General features: G+C 39.5%; 17 protein-coding genes. 4 read left to right on the forward strand and 13 right to left on the reverse strand.

All coding sequences use genetic code 11. The features are described 5' to 3' along the window. Window positions 1-67 precede the first annotated feature (67 nt). The 6 genes from JN080_RS00120 to JN080_RS00145 all read right to left on the reverse strand — a co-directional run bounded on the left by JN080_RS00120 (window position 68) and on the right by JN080_RS00145 (window position 7245). Window positions 68-1300 carry a DUF438 domain-containing protein gene (locus tag JN080_RS00120; RefSeq protein ID WP_256233846.1) on the reverse strand — a complete coding sequence of 411 codons (1233 nt, stop codon included), beginning with the start codon at window positions 1298-1300 and terminating at the stop codon, window positions 68-70. Between the two features lie 224 nt (window positions 1301-1524). Continuing rightward, window positions 1525-4749: a DEAD/DEAH box helicase gene (locus JN080_RS00125; RefSeq protein ID WP_256233847.1), complete on the reverse strand. Its 3225-nt coding sequence runs from the start codon at window positions 4747-4749 to the stop codon at window positions 1525-1527. A gap of 114 nt (window positions 4750-4863) precedes the next feature. Continuing rightward, window positions 4864-5244 (reverse strand): VOC family protein, encoded by a 381-nt coding sequence (locus tag JN080_RS00130; protein WP_256233848.1) that lies wholly within the window; start codon window positions 5242-5244, stop codon window positions 4864-4866. 199 nt (window positions 5245-5443) lie between these two features. Beyond that, window positions 5444-5647: a cysteine-rich CWC family protein gene (locus JN080_RS00135; RefSeq protein WP_256233849.1), complete on the reverse strand. Its 204-nt coding sequence runs from the start codon at window positions 5645-5647 to the stop codon at window positions 5444-5446. Between the two features lie 207 nt (window positions 5648-5854). Next, window positions 5855-6022 carry a hypothetical protein gene (locus tag JN080_RS00140; protein ID WP_256233850.1) on the reverse strand — a complete coding sequence of 56 codons (168 nt, stop codon included), beginning with the start codon at window positions 6020-6022 and terminating at the stop codon, window positions 5855-5857. A gap of 113 nt (window positions 6023-6135) precedes the next feature. After that, window positions 6136-7245, reverse strand: a complete 1110-nt coding sequence (locus JN080_RS00145) for a citrate synthase (RefSeq protein WP_305473460.1) — start codon at window positions 7243-7245, stop codon at window positions 6136-6138. Window positions 7246-7449: 204 nt separating this feature from the next. Between JN080_RS00145 and JN080_RS00150 the strand changes: the two genes are divergently transcribed. From JN080_RS00150 to JN080_RS00160, 3 genes are all read left to right on the forward strand, one after another. Then, a complete protein-coding gene (locus JN080_RS00150; protein WP_256233852.1) occupies window positions 7450-8331 on the forward strand; it encodes a LysR family transcriptional regulator in 882 nt (293 codons plus the stop codon). 296 nt (window positions 8332-8627) lie between these two features. Continuing rightward, complete coding sequence (locus JN080_RS00155) at window positions 8628-10097, forward strand: MurT ligase domain-containing protein (protein ID WP_256233853.1); 1470 nt, start codon at window positions 8628-8630, stop codon at window positions 10095-10097. Further along, on the forward strand, window positions 10036-10725 hold the full coding sequence (locus tag JN080_RS00160; protein WP_309144648.1) for a type 1 glutamine amidotransferase: 690 nt from the start codon (window positions 10036-10038) through the stop codon (window positions 10723-10725). The genes JN080_RS00155 and JN080_RS00160 overlap by 62 nt, the downstream gene beginning before the upstream one ends. A gap of 550 nt (window positions 10726-11275) precedes the next feature. On the opposite strand, the gene JN080_RS00165 is transcribed toward JN080_RS00160, so the two are convergent. The 6 genes from JN080_RS00165 to JN080_RS00190 all read right to left on the reverse strand — a co-directional run bounded on the left by JN080_RS00165 (window position 11276) and on the right by JN080_RS00190 (window position 17239). Then, a complete protein-coding gene (locus JN080_RS00165; RefSeq protein WP_256233854.1) occupies window positions 11276-12466 on the reverse strand; it encodes a MalY/PatB family protein in 1191 nt (396 codons plus the stop codon). Window positions 12467-12599: 133 nt separating this feature from the next. Continuing rightward, window positions 12600-13520, reverse strand: coding sequence for a ketopantoate reductase family protein (locus JN080_RS00170; RefSeq protein ID WP_256233855.1), 921 nt, complete (start codon window positions 13518-13520; stop codon window positions 12600-12602). 172 nt (window positions 13521-13692) lie between these two features. Continuing rightward, complete coding sequence (locus JN080_RS00175; RefSeq protein ID WP_256233856.1) at window positions 13693-14943, reverse strand: multidrug effflux MFS transporter; 1251 nt, start codon at window positions 14941-14943, stop codon at window positions 13693-13695. Between the two features lie 319 nt (window positions 14944-15262). Then, entirely contained in the window at window positions 15263-15838 is a 576-nt protein-coding gene (locus JN080_RS00180) for a class I SAM-dependent methyltransferase (protein WP_256233857.1), read from the reverse strand. Between the two features lie 86 nt (window positions 15839-15924). Further along, entirely contained in the window at window positions 15925-16737 is an 813-nt protein-coding gene (locus JN080_RS00185; RefSeq protein WP_256233858.1) for a cytochrome c oxidase assembly protein, read from the reverse strand. After that, on the reverse strand, window positions 16715-17239 hold the full coding sequence (locus tag JN080_RS00190) for a DUF2243 domain-containing protein (protein WP_375141568.1): 525 nt from the start codon (window positions 17237-17239) through the stop codon (window positions 16715-16717). Before JN080_RS00190 ends, JN080_RS00185 begins: the two co-directional genes overlap by 23 nt. Before the next feature lie 264 nt (window positions 17240-17503). On the opposite strand from JN080_RS00190, the gene JN080_RS00195 reads away from it, so the two are divergent. Continuing rightward, window positions 17504-17641, forward strand: coding sequence for a hypothetical protein (locus tag JN080_RS00195; protein ID WP_256233860.1), 138 nt, complete (start codon window positions 17504-17506; stop codon window positions 17639-17641). A gap of 409 nt (window positions 17642-18050) precedes the next feature. Here JN080_RS00195 and JN080_RS00200 read toward each other — a convergent pair whose 3' ends face one another. Next, window positions 18051-18599 carry a DUF1697 domain-containing protein gene (locus JN080_RS00200; protein WP_256233861.1) on the reverse strand — a complete coding sequence of 183 codons (549 nt, stop codon included), beginning with the start codon at window positions 18597-18599 and terminating at the stop codon, window positions 18051-18053. Between the last annotated feature and the right edge of the window lie 221 nt (window positions 18600-18820).

Here is an 18820-nt window from a genome sequence, read left to right on the forward strand (position 1 = left end):
GAAGCGAAAAACAATTTCATTAATTTAAAAAGCCCCTTCAATCGAAGGGGCTAAAGCTTTTGTTCATTTAAGATAAAATCCGTTTTTCCCCCTCAATTGACTGGATAGGGTCAATATTTTGCGTGAATTCAAGGGTGCCGATGTATTTTCCGTTCTCATCACGAACAGCGAAATAACGGATATAGACATATTTATCACGGAACTTGATCCAGAAATCCTCACAGTCCTTCTGACCTGACTTAAAGTCTGCAAGCAGCTCCTCCACAACATGAACGCTTCTTGGCGGATGGCAGTTTTGCACGGTACGGCCAATGACGGCCTTTGTACGAGCAAAGATTCTTTCTTTTCCGTGTGAAAAATAGCGGACAACGTCATCATGGTCAATAAAGGTAATGTCAACGGGCAAATGGTTTAAGAAAAGCTCCAACTGTTTTAATGATAGGATCCCTGTTTCCATTTTAATATAGCCTTCAGAAATTGCCTTCTCATCCAGCCCTTTTCGTTCCGGCATCCATTCAGCTGCTGGACCAGTCAAGCAAAAACCGATTTCATCACTTTCATGGGCAATTTTTACCCACTCATCTTCGGTTAGATTATTCAAGGCCATTGGAAAAAGAATATTTTCCTCACGGTAAATCATCGCGCTTACTTCATCAATTGTAAAGTTAGCCGCTTCAAACACAGCCTGCTTGTCACCGTTGTAATCTTTTAATTTTACTTTTGCAAGCTTGATTGCGTCCCTGATATAGTCATCAATTCTCCACATATTTTTACTAGGACCGAATATCCCGTACTTTTCTAAATATGGAAATACTAAATTCTCTTTACGGCTGTAGTGCTTGTCGATATCGAGGAGAAGATTGATATCTTCAAGGAGCAGGTATACATTTTCTGCTGAGTCCTCGTTTTCAAATCTTTCTAAGTCCACTTGCAGCTTTGATTGAAGTAGCTTATCGATTTCTTTGTTTTCAAGAATAAAGGTGTGAATCGGATGTCCCGGCTGGTCTTCAGGATGTTGGGTTTTGTAATCTTCGTTTTCTATTGCACCTTTAAAAATTTCCATATGGTTAGCGTATAAATCATGAACTTCCGTAATGGGAATCCCTTCGTCTTCGAGGAAGTCATTCGAAAGCTGAGAGATTTCTTCAATCGTTATTTTTCCGATAAAAGCATCAAAATGTGCCCTTACTTCGTGTACATTTTTCCCATTATGAAGATCTTTAAAGATTTTTCTTAGCATCTCTAGGCGTTCTGGGCTATTAATTGTAAATTGTTCCCGGTTGTTGATGATTTCACTCATAGAGGGTTTCTCCTTCGTTTTGGGTAACTTCAGTGATAATATTTCTCAATACTAAAATAACACGTTTGAAAATTCATTTTAGTGATTTACATCATTATTAAAAGTGAACTTTTTGAAATGCTTGTGTTACGAATTACCCAATCGAAACTCCCTTTTTTTAACTATTTGAGTGTATGGCTAAAGTTGAAGCTAGTGTCTCGGCGATAGTAAAACTACAAGTTTAACTAGATCATCAATATTTCTCGTATGTCCTCTTCAGTCAACGTGGTTGAGGTTTTCTCCTCAGAATAGATGATTTCTTCAATCAGATGTCTCTTTTTTTCTTGCAACTCATTCATTTTTTCCTCGATTGTGCCACAGGCAACTAGTTTAATTACTTGAACAGGATTTGTCTGACCAATCCGATGTGCGCGGTCTGCGGCTTGCTGTTCAACCGCAGGATTCCACCAAATATCATAAAGGATAACAGTATCAGCACCCGTCAAGTTCAGACCTGTTCCGCCAGCCTTCAAAGAAATGAGGAATAAATCGCGTTCACCTGCATTAAATTGATCACAGATTTCCACTCGTTCTTCTGACGGAGTTTGTCCATTAAGATAGAAAAAGGTCAGCCCTTGTAATGCTAACTCTCTGCCAATAATCTCAAGCATTTTCGTAAACTGGGAGAAAATTAGCACCCTCCTTCCGGAAAGCCTCGCTTCCTCTACCATCTGCATTAACTGTTCAAATTTAGCTGAACTTCCTTTATAACCATCGACAAACAAAGCTGGATGACAACAAATCTGTCGCAGGCGTGTCAAACCTGCAAGGATTTTAATGCGGTTTTTCCGGAGTGTGTCCTTGTCAAGATGCTTCAAGGTGTCGTGCCTAAGCTTCGCTAAATAAGCTGCGTAAAGCTTCTTTTGATCTGGAAGCAATTCTATTGATTCCATCGACTCTATTTTCTCGGGCAGCTCTGAAAGAACATCCTCTTTCAGTCGACGAAGCAAAAATGGACGAATCCTCCTGGCAACCGTTTTCCTTGGGAGGAAACTGAATTCCTTTAAGCCCTGGAATAATTCAGGAAAGACAACGTGAAAGATCGACCATAGCTCCTCCAGTGAATTCTCGATCGGGGTGCCAGTAAGAGCAAAGCGATTCTTCGCTTGAATCTTCTTAACTGCTTTTGCTGTCTTTGTAATAGGGTTTTTAAAGGCCTGTGCTTCATCAAAAAATACGCTATGAAAGGTCTGTTTTTCGTACCACTTACTATCACTCAGCAACAACGGATAGGAGGTAATAATGACATCAATATCGACCAGATTCTTCTTGAGATTTAACCGTTTCGTTTTATTCCCATCTATTATAAGTGCATGTAATTCTGGGGCAAACTTCTTGATTTCATTTAGCCAATTATATGTTAATGATGACGGACAAACAATGAGAACTGGAAGCTTTCTATCACGGATGTTAGGGAGTTCTGATAGAATAAATGTGATGCTTTGGAGTGTTTTACCCAATCCCATATCATCAGCTAAAATTCCTCCAAATCCATAGCTGGCAAGAGTTTTCATCCATTTAAAGCCGTTCTTTTGATAGTCTCTTATTATTGGATCTAAGCTCTTTGGTATCTCAAACGCCATATTGTCCGGATTTGTGATGCTTTCCAAGAACTGACGGAACGATTCCTCTAGCTTGAAGGTAGTAGGATCATCAATCATATCAAGTAGCCTAAGCCCCCCGACAATTGGTAGGTTCAAGCCGCTTTCCAGATCTTCCTTTTGAACCGGAAGTGCGTTCAAAAATCGTTTTATCTCATCAAAGTCCCTTTGCTCCAATGAAAGCAGCGAGCCGTCTCGCAAACGATAATACTTTCGCTTTTCCTCTAAAGCAGCTAAAACCTCCCGTATTTGTTTATCCGGAATGCCATCCATTTCAAATTTGAATTCCAACCAATTCGTCCGTTCTCTTTTGAACTTCACCCTAATTTGTGGCCGGGCACTGCCTCTAAAAATTCGGTTTTTCACTGCCGTTGTTGCATAGATTTGGACAAGCTTTTGAAGTTTAGGTACAACATTGTACAAAAATTCATACTCCAGCTCTTCATTGTGCAAAAAATAACCCTCGTCCGTTTTAGCAAACGAACTTTCATCCATTAACTTTAAGATCGCTTTCTCCTTTTTCACATCTCTGATAAGCAGCGACCCCGACGTGCGTTCTCTACTGTCCAATGGATTAATCACTACATGTTCATAGCAAAATTCCAACCCGGCGAGAAGTCGATTGTTTACCCGATCCAGATAAAGCTTTGCAATTAAAGGTGCTTTTACAAGCTGATCTGTGATATGATCAGAAATTCGCAGTTTGCCTAGTTTTTTTAAACCCGGCACAACTTTTTCTAGAAAAAAACGAACTTGCTCCTGGTGAATTGGAATTTGATTTGTCCCTAATCCCTCTAGCATCTGATTTAGATCAGATAGAAGTTTTATTTCTTCCCTTTTCATCTGGATGAATTTTCCTTCGTATAAGACAGTACTATATGAACTCATCACAACCATCCGATTCAACCCATTTATCTTTAGGCGAAACCCTTCGCCCTCTGTTTCGGAAAAGTCAAAATGTAATGGCAGTGGTTCACTCAATAAGTGAAGACCTTGATACGTATTCCCTTCGTATTCAAGCTTTACAAGCGGTGCTCTTAAAAGGCTTGGAAAAAGCCGCTCCCATGCGGATGGGGGAATCAATAATCTTTTAGGATCGTACACATAATCAGGTTGATTCGGCAATTCACCAAGGTACAACTTTTCATCTTGAATGACTTGAATAAGCTCCTTGACCACTGCATCTGTTTCTTTTTCAAAACAATAAATGCTTGGGTCGTGTGTAAAAGAAGCTGAAAGCGTACTAGGAACTCCGTCTGTCACTTGCTCCAAAAAGTCTCGGATATTTTTCACTTTCGTCGATTCCAGCTTCAGTTCTATTCCGAACATATGGCTTACTGCGCCGATTGTGACAGGTTTACATGTTATCTCTACTGCGATTATTTCTCTTCGATCAAAGTGATTGAGACGTCCGCTTACTCGTACAGGGTGATCATTAAACAGTGTTAGGAAGTCCTCTGTCACCCCTTGGTTTGTTATTGAGTCCAACTGACTTTTGCCAGCAGGACTAAGCGGGGATGCTCCTTTTTGCTGAAGTTCGTAAATTGCTACTAAAACAGCTGCAATATGCTGACAGTCTTTTTGAAAGGAAGCTAGTTTTGGACAACTGCATTTCGAACGAATCTCACCGCTCTCATTCCTTTCAATCGTGACATGAAAATCTTCCATCCCTATTACAGTTGCTTCACAATTATTGGGACCGTAACTTTCAACTATTACTTTATTCGCACGATAAAAAGAGTCTCCTCTTTTGAAGGAGACTGTACCGCACATATCTTTAATCATTTTTTCAGTTAATTTACTATTCAAATGCCAAGTTCCTTCCCGAGGAGTTTCACTTCTATTTTCGAAATGTACATTTTCAAATTATTCTTCACTATTCATTTTATCATAAGGTAACAACTTTAACCTCTTACAAAGAAATCAACTATAATCCTTTTTTTTCTGAAAGTTTAGTAACCAACCAATTCCATACTGATCAACTACATTTGCATGAATTGCACCCCAAAATGTATCCTGAAGCTCAGCTGTAATCTTTCCACCTTTGCTAAGAGAGTTATACACTCTACGAATTTCTTCCTCGCTTTCACATTCTAAGCTGATGCGGACGTTATCTCCTCCATGGGTCTTTCCAAAGGTATCTGAAAAGTGGATAATACTGTTTCCTAGCTGAAGTTCAGCATGTAAACACATGCCATCCCCAGTTTTCTGAATATTAGTAATTTCTCCTCCGAATATACCTTTGTAAAACTTCATTACATTCAGACAGTTACCTACAAAAATATATGAACTTGCACTCTTCATTATAATTCCTCCATAAGGCGATTATACTTCTTTGATTTTATCACATTTGGTTTATGAGCTAAACTGAAACAAAAAGAAGCCGAAGATTTACAAGCTATGAAGAATAGCCTGCAAATTTTCGGCTTCTTAAAACAGAAAAAAATTTATAAACCTGGAAGATCAATCAGTTTTCTATCTAGTTATATACTAATAACAACCGTTATTTTTGTTTTGTTTCTTTCTGATATTTATCTAAGCATTTTTGACAAATACAATGCTTTCGTCTGCTTTCTGCAGGAACTAACTCAAAAATCCCGCTAGGAAATGTTTCTTGATTACACCAGCAGTTACCGTGTTCTGCAGTTTCCGCCATACAATTGTTTTCCTCACCACATATAGGACAATATTTATTATTTAATGACAAACTCATCCAGCTCCTTCACATAATTATTAATTATAACCAAAAAACAAGAGGCTGGACCAACTTTCTCCATTCTCTTGTAATTATTGTATAAGTCAATGCAAATTCTTTTGGCTTTTTAACCTGCGTCCGTTCCATATAATAAGAAAAAAATCCTGCACAGGTTTTCCCCTGTTTAGGATTTTTAAGAGGATCTCTATATGGCTACATCTACACCTCGAAATAGTCCGTATTTCTACTATCCCCATCCGCTCTCTCCAGTGCATGCTCTAGAAATACAAAGTCTTCCTCTTCCCAAACAGAGATTTGAAAATTTTTCAGTAATTCTAAAACGATTTCATCTGGAATGCTTTTTGTAATATAAATTTTTGGTTTCAATTTCCATTCAACCCCTTAGCTTACTTGGAATTCTTCAACCTAAAAAATATTTTTATAATTGATCTTCAACAATATTAATTGGTAGTATGCGAAACCTGCACTAAATGGTTATTTTAACGCTCTTCGATTGGTACATACTTTCTTAATGGTGAGCCGATGTACTCCGCACGTGGTCGGATTAGACGATTATTGGCATACTGTTCCAATATATGAGCTGTCCAACCTGATGTTCTGCTCACAGCAAAGATCGGAGTAAATAATTCGCTTGGAATCCCCAAGCTATAATAAGTAGATGCAGAGTAGAAATCCACGTTTGGAAGTAGTCCTTTTTCTTTCTGAATAATATCGTCAATTTTTACAGACATTTCAAATAATTTACCCTGACCTGTCAGGGCAGTCAGACGTTTTGACATGCTCTTTAAGAATTTTGCACGTGGGTCTCCTGTTTTATAAACGCGATGACCAAATCCCATGATTTTTTTCTTTTTTACTAATGCTTCATAAATATAAGCGTCAACATTTTCAACTTCGCCAATTTCCTCGAGCATTTTCATTACAGCTTCATTCGCTCCTCCGTGCAAGGGCCCGCTTAAGGTACCAATTGCCGACACAATACCTGCATAAATGTTTGCCAACGTCCCTACTGTTACACGCGAAGCAAATGTGGACGCATTAAGTTCATGGTCAGCATGAAGGACTAGCGCCGTATCCAGTGACTTAATCGCAAGCTCCTCTGGTTTTTCACCATTTAGCATATATAGGAAATTTTGTGCAAATGAAAATTCCGGTTTAGGTGATAAAATTTCTTTTCCTTCTTTAACACGGTGAATGGCAGCTACAACAGTTGAAATCTTTGCTTGAATCTTTAATGCCTTGCGCCGATTTGCTTCATAAGACATATCGTATGCATCTGGGTCGTACATCTCGAGGGCAGAAACAACAGTCCGAAGCATCGCCATCGGGTGCGTATTTTTTGGAAGGGCTTTCATTAGTAAAATGACTTCATCAGGTAATAAACCTTGTTGGGCAAGGTCTTTCCTAAGCTCGGTAAGCTCCTCCTTTGATGGCAATTCATCATTCCACAGCAAGAATACAACCTCTTCGAAGCTAGCATACTTGGCTAATTCATCAATATTGATCCCCCTATAAGTTAAAACACCATCAATAATCGAACTAATCCCTGATTGCGTCGCCACAACCCCTTCTAATCCTGCTGCTGACATTGTAATCTCTCCTCTCATTCTCTTCCTCAAAAGTCAACTATTTATCTGTAAAATTATAAAAATCTAATTACTAAAAATCGATTGCACATATTGTCTTAAAATTCCAATTATTCTACACTTATTACTTTACATCTCCTCATTCTATAAGTAAAATGAATAATTAGAATATATACTATGAATATTAAGAATAAATAGGAGTCTATTATGGAATTACGTGACTTAAAATCGTTTATTGAAGTGGCTGCTCACAAAAGTTTTACAAAGGCTGCAGCGCATTCCTACTTGACCCAGCCTTCGTTAAGTAAAGCTGTTAAAAAACTCGAAGAAGAGTTACATATGGAGCTTTTCGACCGTTCAACGAGAAATTTACGACTGACTGATGCAGGAAGAATTGTTTACCAACAAGGCCACAAAGCGCTTTCAGCCTTGGCAGAGTTGGATATCCTCCTTGATGAGCTAAAAGATATCGCCATCGGAAAAATTAAAATGGGCATCCCACCATTGATTGGGACATTGTTTTTCCCGAGAATTGCTCGCACTTTTAACAAAAAGTATCCAAAAGTAATGCTTGAGCTAGTTGAACTTGGAGCAAAACGAATCTGTCAACTTGTTGAAAATGGAGAAATCGATCTTGGTATCATTGTTCTGCCTGCAAGTGAGACTAAATTTGATGTTTATCCGTTCATTCAAGATGAATTCGTTTTATACGTGCATGAGGATCATAAGCTTGCCAAAAAAAGCTCCGTTACTCTTCGTGAATTAGAGGACGAGAAGTTTATCATTTTTTCCGAGGATTTTGCCTTACATGATTATATTAAACAGTCATGTGAGGATGCTGGGTTCACACCGGATATCTCCTATCAAAGCTCGCAATGGGATTTGATCATAGAGCTTGTTTCATCAAATCTTGGAATTACGCTCATGCCTATATCAATTTATTACAAACAAACCAACAGTAATGTCAAAATTATTCCTATTGAAAAACCGAATCTCTATTGGAAACTTGGAATTATTACAAAAAAAGAAGCCTACCAATCCTTTGCTTTAAAAGAATTATTAAACATGCTCGAGAAAAATGAAATTTAACACTTAATGTTGTAGAAAGGCGGTGACTTCTAGTCTCCGCCTTTCTACATGATCCTTGGTTCTTGATTTTCAGTCCGGAATTTCCCTTTTTCTAATTCATTCACCCAGCAGTTCCTCCGAAAAACGGGCGTGAGGGTATGCATTTTTATAAGATTTCTTGTTAAGAGAGGAACATGTAATATTTTCCTCTTCTGATTATTTTTCATTGGGAAATTATTTGCAGGACATACTAGAAGCGGAACATTTAGTAAATTTGTTTAATTTTGCGAGTTATATTTGCCGTTGGGGGAATTGGAATGAAGACAAGAATGGCCATTTGGGCAGGCAAAACCGCGGGAACACTGAGCCGAACGATGGGAAACGATGGTACTACCATTCCTGGAGTTGTAGCAAGAAAAGTAGACCCTGGCTTTTTGCGACACTTAAGAAAAACAGCTAAAACGATTATCTATATCACGGGGACAAATGGAAAAACCACTACTGCCAACTTGACAGCCCATCTCTTTAGGTTTGCTGGAAAAAGGATTATTGCTAATCTAGAGGGTTCAAACATGGTTACAGGTTTATCTGCTGCTCTTGTCCGTAATACTCCACTATTCGGGTGGAGGGTAAACGAAATCGCTGTAATGGAAGTAGATGAAGCAAGCCTTCCGAAGGTAGTAGCAGAGTGTCCCCCTGATTATCTGATTGTGACCAATTTTTTCCGGGATCAGCTTGACAGATACGGGGAAGTTGATGTTCTCATTGAAAAAATGAAAGATAGTCTGCGCCCGTTTGACATAAAGTTTATTTTGAATAGTGATGACCCATTTGTCCACCGCTTTTCCGATCTTCAAAAGGAGAATATTTATGTTGGTCTAGATGCTGATGCTTATCCGTTTCAGTCTTATACGATGGGCGAATCGAAATATTGCCCCGAATGTGCTAAAGAACTCACCTACAGCACCATCCATTACGGTCAGTTAGGGCATTACCATTGCCACTGCGGGTTTTCACGGCCGGAACCAACCTTTTCTGCAGAAAAGGTCGATACGGGCCGACAAGGTTTACGGCTCATAATGGATGGGGAAGCATATTCGACAACCCTAAAGGGAATGTACAATGCCTACAACGCTCTGTTGGCGATGACCGTGTGCCGTACGTTAGGGATCAACGAATCGCACATTCAAGCGGGACTCATCTCCTATCATCAATCAAACGGCAGAATGCAGGAATTCTTACTCAATGGGCTTAAGTGGAAACTCAACCTTGTGAAAAATCCTGCAGGCGGAAACGTTACCCTTTCAGAATTTATACGTACAAATGATTCGAAACAATTGATTTTCTGCTTGAATGATGAACCTGCAGATGGAGAAGATATCTCCTGGATATGGGATATTGATTTTGAAGTGGCAAACCGGGAAGATGTATGTGGCTTTATTGCGTCCGGAAAGCGGGCATACGATGCAGCAATCAGGATGAAATATGCAGGTATCCCTGCCGAAAAAATCATGATCCTGCCCGACCTGAAAGCAGCAATGCTTTATGCAAAAGCAACAGAAGTTCCCGCTTACATCATGGCAACATATACCTGCCTTGCACCTTTGATAAAAATCCTTTCAAAGAGTGCAGACAAGCAGCAAAAAGGAGATGAGAGCATTGGAACTGTTACTTTACCACTTTTGTCCAGATACCTTAAACCTGTATGGGGACAGAGGCAATATCATCTGTTTAAAAAAGCGATGCGAATGGCGGGGTATTACCCTGCGAGTCGAAGAAATAAATAAACCCGATGATTTACAAAAGAAAGAGTGCGATTTATTTATGATTGGCGGCGGCAGTGACCGGGAGCAGGCCATCGCCACAGACAGACTCTCCCCTCTGGTCAGGGAAATCAAAGCGTGGGTTGAAGACGGCGTCTCTGCCCTTACCATTTGTGGTGGATACCAGTTTTTAGGTGAATATTTGCAAACAAACAGTGGCCAAAAGTTAACAGGAATGGGCATCCTTCCTTTCTATACAAAAGCGGAGAATGACAGATTGATGTCAAATCTTTTAATAGAATCGGGGCATTTTGGAAGGATTGTTGGTTTTGAGAACCACAGTGGCAGAACCTACCATGACTTTCCCACCCTTGGTAAAGTGGTCAAGGGTTTTGGAAACAATGAAAATAGCGGTGAAGAAGGGCTTCACTACCACCATCTCATCGGTACTTATCTTCATGGGCCCATTCTCACCAAAAATCCAGGAATCGCAGATTACCTAATTGAGAAGGCATACGAACGTAAATCGGGAAAAAAACTGGAACCGCTCGATGATCAAATGGAAAATGAAGCAAAACAGTATGCCTGGAACCGATTTAGTAGGGGCCGGACCACATGGATTGATCAAGTTTGGCGGAGAAGGTTATCATAAGAATGGTTTTTCAAACAGTATTGTTACCATGAAGTGCTTTTTTGGGTGCTGATGGTCACGAGTATCCACATCTTGTTACCATGATGCGCTTTTTTGGGCGCTGATGGTCACGAGTATCCACATCTTGTTACCATGATGCGCTTTTTTGGCCGCTAGTGGTCACGGGAATCCACATCTTGTTACCATGATGCGCTTTTTTAGGCGCTAGTGGTCACGAGTATCCACATCTTGTTACCATGAAGTGCTTTTTTGGGCGCTGATGGTCACGGGAATCCACATCTTGTTACCATGATGCGCTTTTTTAGGCGCTAGTGGTCACGAGTATCCACATCTTGTTACCATGATGCGCTTTTTTGGCCGCTGATGGTCACGAGTATCCACATCTTGTTACCATGATGCGCTTTTTTGGGTGCTGATGGTCACGAGAATCCACATCTTGTTACCATGATGCGCTTTTTTGGGTGCTGATGGTCACGAGAATCCAATATTCTATTAGTGAAGCGAATAAAAGGACCTTCAAAAAGAAGGTCCTCTGTCATTTGAACTCCTGTTAGCGAATATCTTCAAATTCCCGAGCGATTCTTTCAAATGCTTCCTTGATTAGCGGCCGGGGCGATGGAAGGCAAATTCTTTGATATGGTAAGCCTTCTTCCCCAAACATCCTTCCATCCTCTAAAATAACGTTCGCTTTGTTGTAAATACGATCATGAACTTCCGTAGGAGAAAGTCCATAGCCACTAAAGTCCATCCACATTAAATAAGTACCTTCAGGAATTCTCGTCTTTACTTTCGGCATTCTTTCAGAGAGAAAGTTTTTCACCCAGTCCATGGTGCCATCAATATATTCCTTCAGCTGCTCCAGCCATTCTTCGCCTTCATTGTATGCTGCGATGAGGGCAGAAATGGCAAAGGGTGTTGCCACTTGGTTACCAAGGGCTTTTACAAATTTCTCACGAAGTTCAGGATTTGGCAGAATCATATTTGTACAATGAAGCCCCGCAACATTGAAGGTTTTGTTTATAGCTGTACACGTAATAATATGACTGTCATCATCGGCTGCTTTTGCAATTGGAGTAAAGACTAGGTCCCGACGGATTAAGTCTCCGTGAATTTCATCAGCCACAATCAGCACCCCATTTTGGGCACAAATGTCAGAGAGTTTTTTCAGATCCTCTCTACTAAAAATTCTTCCGGTTGGATTGTGGGGATTACACAAAATAAACATTTTCGTTTGTTCATCTTTTGCTTTTGCCTCAAAGTCCCCAAAATCAATCGAATAATAACCTTCATCATCACATATTAAAGCATTATTAACAACCCTTCTTCCGTTACCTTCAATAGCTCTTGTAAATGGAGGATATACCGGACGTTGAATGATGACTCCATCCCCCGGCTCTGTAAAAGCACGAACGGCCACATTAAGTGCAAAGACCGTCCCTGGGCTGTAGACAATTTCCTCCTTTTTAATTTCCCAGTCATGGTGCTTTTTAAACCAGTGCTGTACTGCTTCATAATACTCATCAGGAAATACAGAATAGCCAAAGATTCGATGATCAACCGTTTTATGTAAAGCATCTATGACCGGTTGTGGGATCGGTAAATCCATGTCTGCTGTAAAAAGCGGTAACGAATCTGCATCATATCTTTCCGTTATGCCATTTTTTTTAATTCTTTCTCCTCCATCCCACTTTAGGGAGTATGTGCCACGCCGATTAACGATTTCATCAAAATTATATTTCATAGTAGATCCACCTTTCGTATGGTAGGGCTTTAGCTCTTTATTTTTTAAACAGGTGCTCTAGTAGATATAGTTTATCCGCTTCCTAGAAATGAAACACCTTTGCTCTTTTCTGCTTATTACTATCGCATTACCATCAAAGATTAGCCATTTCTTCGATAATATGAATCATCCTGTATAACTGATCATTAACAGGTGTGGGAACTTGATATTTTTTACCTAATTCACATACTTTTCCTGCAAAATAATCGACCTCTGTTTTCCTGCCTGCTTCAATATCCTGAAGCATAGACGTTTTTCCTTCTGGTGATAGATGATTTAAAATTGGCCAGAACTTCTTCACATCTTCTTCTGTTAAAAAAACACCGGCTTTTTCGGATAAAGTGACAACTTCACGCATTGCTTCTTCCACCCATTCATAGGCAAGCGGTAATTTTTGAAAAACACCATATGGTGCTTTTAAGACGGCAGATGTTTGATTAATGCCGACATTAATCATAAACTTCCACCACATCGTATAGGCAATATTCTCAGATATTTCGTAAGGAATACCTACTCTTTCAAATAAATCCCTTACAGCAAGAATATCATTTGTTGCCGAAGAACCCTTTCCTCCATAGCAAATCCTTCCAATCGTTGTAAAGCGGATATCTCTATTTACTCTTAGAGCATCAATTTCCACACTCATACTGTAAAGTATATGCTCGTTTTTACAAGCCTTATAAATTTCATCTTCACTCGAAATCCCATTTAGTAACGACAGGATGATAGTATCTGGGCCAATCTGATTGTTCATATCGCGAATCGCCTGAGGTAAATCTGCGTTTTTTACGGCAAAAATGACTAGGTCAGCAGGTTCTGTTTTTGTTTCTGGGGTTATGTAGTGAAAATGATAAACTTGCTCGTTGATGTTAATCCCGGATGTTTGATAGCGATCAATGCGCTCTTCGTTTACAACTATTTGAAATGAGTCAAGTAAACCATCATGCAATTTGCTTCCATAGGCAGCACCAATTGCACCAAGTCCAATTAATGAGACAGATTTTATTGTTTTCATCGTAGTCTCTCCTATCATATTTATTGTTTCTATTAGCATACCAAATTCTTGTGTGTGTCCCCAAAAGAAATGTAACGAATGTACTGTTCCCCTTCATCCAAAATGGCACTTTTTCCATTTTATAGGCTCGACGAAAAAAGGATGGTCATTTTCCATCCCGTTTTCAAAACTTTTAATAGTTCGTATTTTCATTTCTATTTGTTTTAGTTCGTACAATGAGAAATAAAAAAGACAAAGCTGCTCCAACACCTGCACATACGATGACAATTCCCATTGGTATAGCAGTGTGTTCTCCACCTAAGCCAACTAATGGTGCTGCTATTGCTCCTAAGGCAAGCGACAATACTCCTAAAAGAGCAGAGGCACTTCCTGCATTCTTTCCTTGTTTTTGCATCGCAAGTGAAAAGCCGGCTGTATTCGTTACACCCACACTTGCCACCACAAAGAAGAGCGGCACTAAAATAATATATAGGCTCGCCTGCATCAAAATCAAAGCAAGTAAGCATAATCCTCCAATAAGGGATAAACCTAGTCCGAAGACAAAAAGCTTTGATTCGTGAATTCGCCCGGCAAGTCTCCCTGTCGTTTGACTAGCAATCATAATTCCAACTGCATTCACTGCAAAAATGAGGCTAAACATTGTGGGGGAACCCCCATAAATAGTTTGGACTACAAATGGCGATCCTGAGATATAGGCAAACATGGCCGCAAATACGAGTCCTTGTGCCAATGCGTATCCTATGAAACTCTGATCTAAGATAAGATTACGAAAGGTCATAAAGGTATTTTTTATTCCCCCTGAGGATCTTTTCTTCTCATGAAGCGTTTCTGGCAGGCCAAAAAGCACAACAAAAAACATGATCAAACCAATTACACTTAAAACAACGAACAATCCATTCCAAGAGACCACTTTAAGCAGTTGTGCCCCTGCTACGGGAGCAAGAATAGGAGCAAGCCCATTCACTAAGGCAAGCAGTGCATAAAATTTAGTCAATTCTGATCCCTCATACAGATCGCGGACAATCGCCCTCGAAATTACAACACCAGCAGACGCCGCCAATCCTTGAATAAGCCGTAAAAGAATAAACAGCCAAATCGATGGGCTAAAGACACATAATAAAGAGACAGCAAAATAAAGGATCAACCCGATAAGAAGCGGCTTCCGGCGTCCAAACACATCACTTAACGGACCTGCCAGCAGTTGGCCAGACGATAAACCCAGTAAGAAAAAAGTTAAACTAAATTGAACAAGAGTAGGGCTGGTATGAAAGTCTCTTGCTAAATCTGGAAAAGCCGGCAAGTACATATCAATTGATAAGGGACCGAATGCCGCTAATGAACCTAAAACAACTGCCATCCATAGTCGTTTGGAACGGGAGATTCCCTCACCCATGTCGACGGGATTTTTTAAACTTTCCCTCATTCCTTAAAACTCCTTCCTACTCTTAGCTGCTATGTTTTCTTATTTTTTAAAAAATAAGAAAAATCATATTATTTACTATAACATGTTGCTGGTACTTTTTCCTTTGTTTTAACTTCACCTAACTTTTACTGGAAACAGAATGATTAGAAATGAGGTGTTATAGTACCGGATGTCCGTATCTAGTTAAAAACAATAAAAATGCAGGACAGTCTTTGATAAAAAGACTGTCCTGCATTTTTGCTAAAATCTTAGGAATTCTTACCACTAAGGAATACTTTAATGGTTCTTACAACTTCAGACCCCTCGAGTTTCATATGGTTCATTGAATTAAAGCAGCATAAATTTTTTCATTAAGATCGAGTATTTCCACTTGGAAGCCGTTCTCTTCAAGTTCCTTTTTCATTTCACCCGAAGGAATCCGTTCATGTAGAGGAGGCCCCATTTCAGATTTAACGGCTTGCCATTCCAGGATGACAATTTTCCCGCCCAGCTTTCTGACCCTGTTTAGCTCATGATACACTTTAATCCGGTCAGGTACTTCATGGATCACAAACGCAATCAGGATTTTCTCAATTTCACCCTCTTGAATCGGAATACGTTCAAGACTCGATTCTATGTACTTAATATTATCAACATTGTCGATACTTGCATGTTCTTTAAGTAGCTCTAACATTTTGGGCTCGATGTCCACTGCATACACCGTTTTATCAGTATGCGCTGCAATCGGAACGGTAAAATAACCATTTCCTGCTCCAAGCTCGGCGACAATATCGTCCCGTCCTAATCCTAAAAGATCCATAACCGTATCCGGTGATATTAGTTGTCTTCGATTTGGATCGAGTAATTTCCCTGCTTTATCTGGGTTGAAACGTTGACCATGTCCATGTTCACTCATAACGTAAAACTCCTTTCAAGAAATTACTATTTATTAACTTATCGCTATTAAAGTCTAGAAATTGTTCATTAAAACATTAATTCAAACTAATCTTCAGCAATTCCTCTATTATCTGCCAACAATCCTCGAGGTCTTGAAGCTTTAAACCATTGAAAGCAAAGGATGATAATCATGATAATGTCAATAATGTCACCACCATAGTACATGATCATTCCCCCCATCTCCGCTTGTAATACAGGCACACCACTGGGTGGTTGAACATATATGTATTTTGCTAAAATAGCGTGACCGCCCGATGCCAGCACAAGAACGATGGCACGGTAAACGAAACCAGGTCTATGTGGTACGGGGTCAACGGAAATCATCGCTAAGGTAAACATATAGCCAGCCAGGAATACGTGAAAATGGATAAATATGTGAAGAAAAAGATTATGTTGCATTCCCACATATAGGCCGTAGGTATAGAGGATCCATAGCCCTCCGACATTGAGAAGGGCTGCAACAATGGGGTCACTGACAATCCGGACTGGTCTGCTTTTTAAAACCCTTGATAGATCTCGTGCTAAAGCGACGGGAAGGGTACGTAGGAAAAGCATCATCGGGGCCGCAAGCACCATTAGAAGCGGTGCAAGCATACCAAGCAATAAGTGACCAATCATGTGTGCTCTAAAATCCATGTGCGAGCGATTCGCAAGTGGACCACCCACAACCGCAAGTGTGCAAAATACACCAAACCCCCAACATGCCGTCCGATAGAACGGCCATTTTTTGCAGCATCGGTTCGAGTAGACTGTACAAAAAATATACAAACCGGCTGCGAACAAGAACGGGAGTGATAACAGCAACTGGGGTACTATTCCAACTATCTCCCCATGATCAAGGTGATTGGCTTTGTCCATATACAGCAGTCTCTCCTTGTTGTTGTAATCCTTGCCGTGTCCGGACTAGAAGAATGACCCCAACTGCAACCATGGCAACCGAGAGAATAATCCATGTCAGGTCATAGGGGAAGATTTCCACATTGTAGCGGATTTGGTGCAAACGCATTAGCTTGTGCTGAATGATGCCGTCGTATAATTGGAATCCCCCTCCCCCTAGTAGGACTCCTCCCCACCACCTCGGCAGGTATACGGAATTTCGCCTGCGAAGATCGGCGAACATAAATAATGACCCGATTGTCGCGAACCAGCTAAAAGCATGAAACAGACCATCTGAGACTAATCCAATCTCCGTTGTCGACTTGTCATAAAAATGATGCCAATGCAAAATTTGGTGAAAAACCGTTTCATCAATAAATGCCACCAGACCCAGACCTAATAGGATTCCGGACCAAAGATTGCGGCCAGCAGTTCGGGTAGAGTAGTTTGGATTTCTATTTTTATTTATTGTTTTATCCATCATAAAAACTCCTTCGTGCATCTAACTTCCACTTTTACAGGTTCACCACCCATTCTTAACCAAAATTGACAACTTATAACCAATTCATACAGAATCAGACTATTAAAAAAGTATTAAAATTAAGTTGATATCGGGACAGGATCTTTTTAAAATTTGTGTATGAAATTTCCTTTAATTTCTTAAACTAACGATAAAGCTGGGAGCTAACTGCAACAAAACTATATCGTTATTGCTCGCTTACTTGCTTTTAAGATGGAGGTGAAAAATATGCCAGAAAAACAATCAAGCAGCTTCCCGAATGTAAGCCTTGGTGGAAAGTTAAACAAACAAAAAGGTGAGAAGTATGCCGGAAACTTACGTTATCGAGAGAAGGACCAATCTGGTGATGATAGCAGCAAAAAATAATGAAAAGAAGCGTTGAAATTAACTAGTTTTGCTAGGTTTTGCAAAAGAGCTTGGATGTCCAAGCTCTTTAATTTTTAAAGCCTTACCTTTCGTTATCTGGTAGCTTACTCACAAAAACCTTCCTCAAATATCTACGTAATGTTCATAAATTCGTATAAAATCTCCCAAATAGCCCAAAATATTTTTAGAGACTTTTTCATCCAATTTGACTAAAAACTATTATCTATAAGGGTGTTTAAAATGTACGATAATTGGATCTATAACCACTTCTTAAACACTTCTTATTTTATAGCGGTTTGCTTGTCTTTCCCGCTGGCCATTGGTTGCTGGCTACTTTATTCGATAGTAAAAGAAAATAAAAAGGAAAACTCAAAATAAAACAGTAACAATTCCAAAACGATTTTAGCTCTCAGCTAAAATTCTCCATCTCATTCGCCATTGTTTCGAGTTTTTTGATTGTTTTCCAATTGCGAACTGTTGAATGTACACCTAATTTTTGAAGTTGACTAGAAAGCTTAGATTTATGAAAGCTGATTCGCAAAAAGAGATAAACCTCCTTACCTCTTATATGACAATCTTCCAATTCATTTTTATAATTGAGAAATTGCTTAACCCCTTCCTGGGAGGGCACTTCAGCCAGAAGAGCAACATGTACACTCTCTCCCTCCAATAATGAATTCACTGGATAAGGGCAATCGTTAATCATCTGCTCAAATTCTGAAGCTGTTCTCAGGATAACGGGGACAGAAAGGCCGAAATTTTCTTGAATCTCAAGTTCAATTTGTAGTTGTAATTGTTCTGCTGTTTTTTCTGATTTAAAACATACATTACCACTTTGAATGTACGTTTTAACATGGTCTAATCCTATATTTGTTAATACGTTCTTTAAAGCTTGCATCTTTATAATGTTGTGTCCACCAACATTGATTCCTCTTAGTAAAGCGAGATAAATACTCATTTAGCACCTCATATATCTATGTCATTCGTTAGGATAATTTATTCTAGCAATTTTTTCATTACCAAGACAACCGCCATTGCATTATGTAAGTGGGGTTGTCTTCCCCTAAAAGAGGATAAATATTGTGAAGGTATCTTTTATCCTTTCTTAAACTAGGTTAGTATTAGTCTGATGTGAATATACGGAATAAATTGGGCAGTAAAAATATCATTAGAAAGGGG

It is taken from the genome of Bacillus sp. EB600, from assembly GCF_024494385.1.
In the GTDB taxonomy this organism is placed as follows: Bacteria; Bacillota; Bacilli; order Bacillales; family Cytobacillaceae; genus JAEVLT01.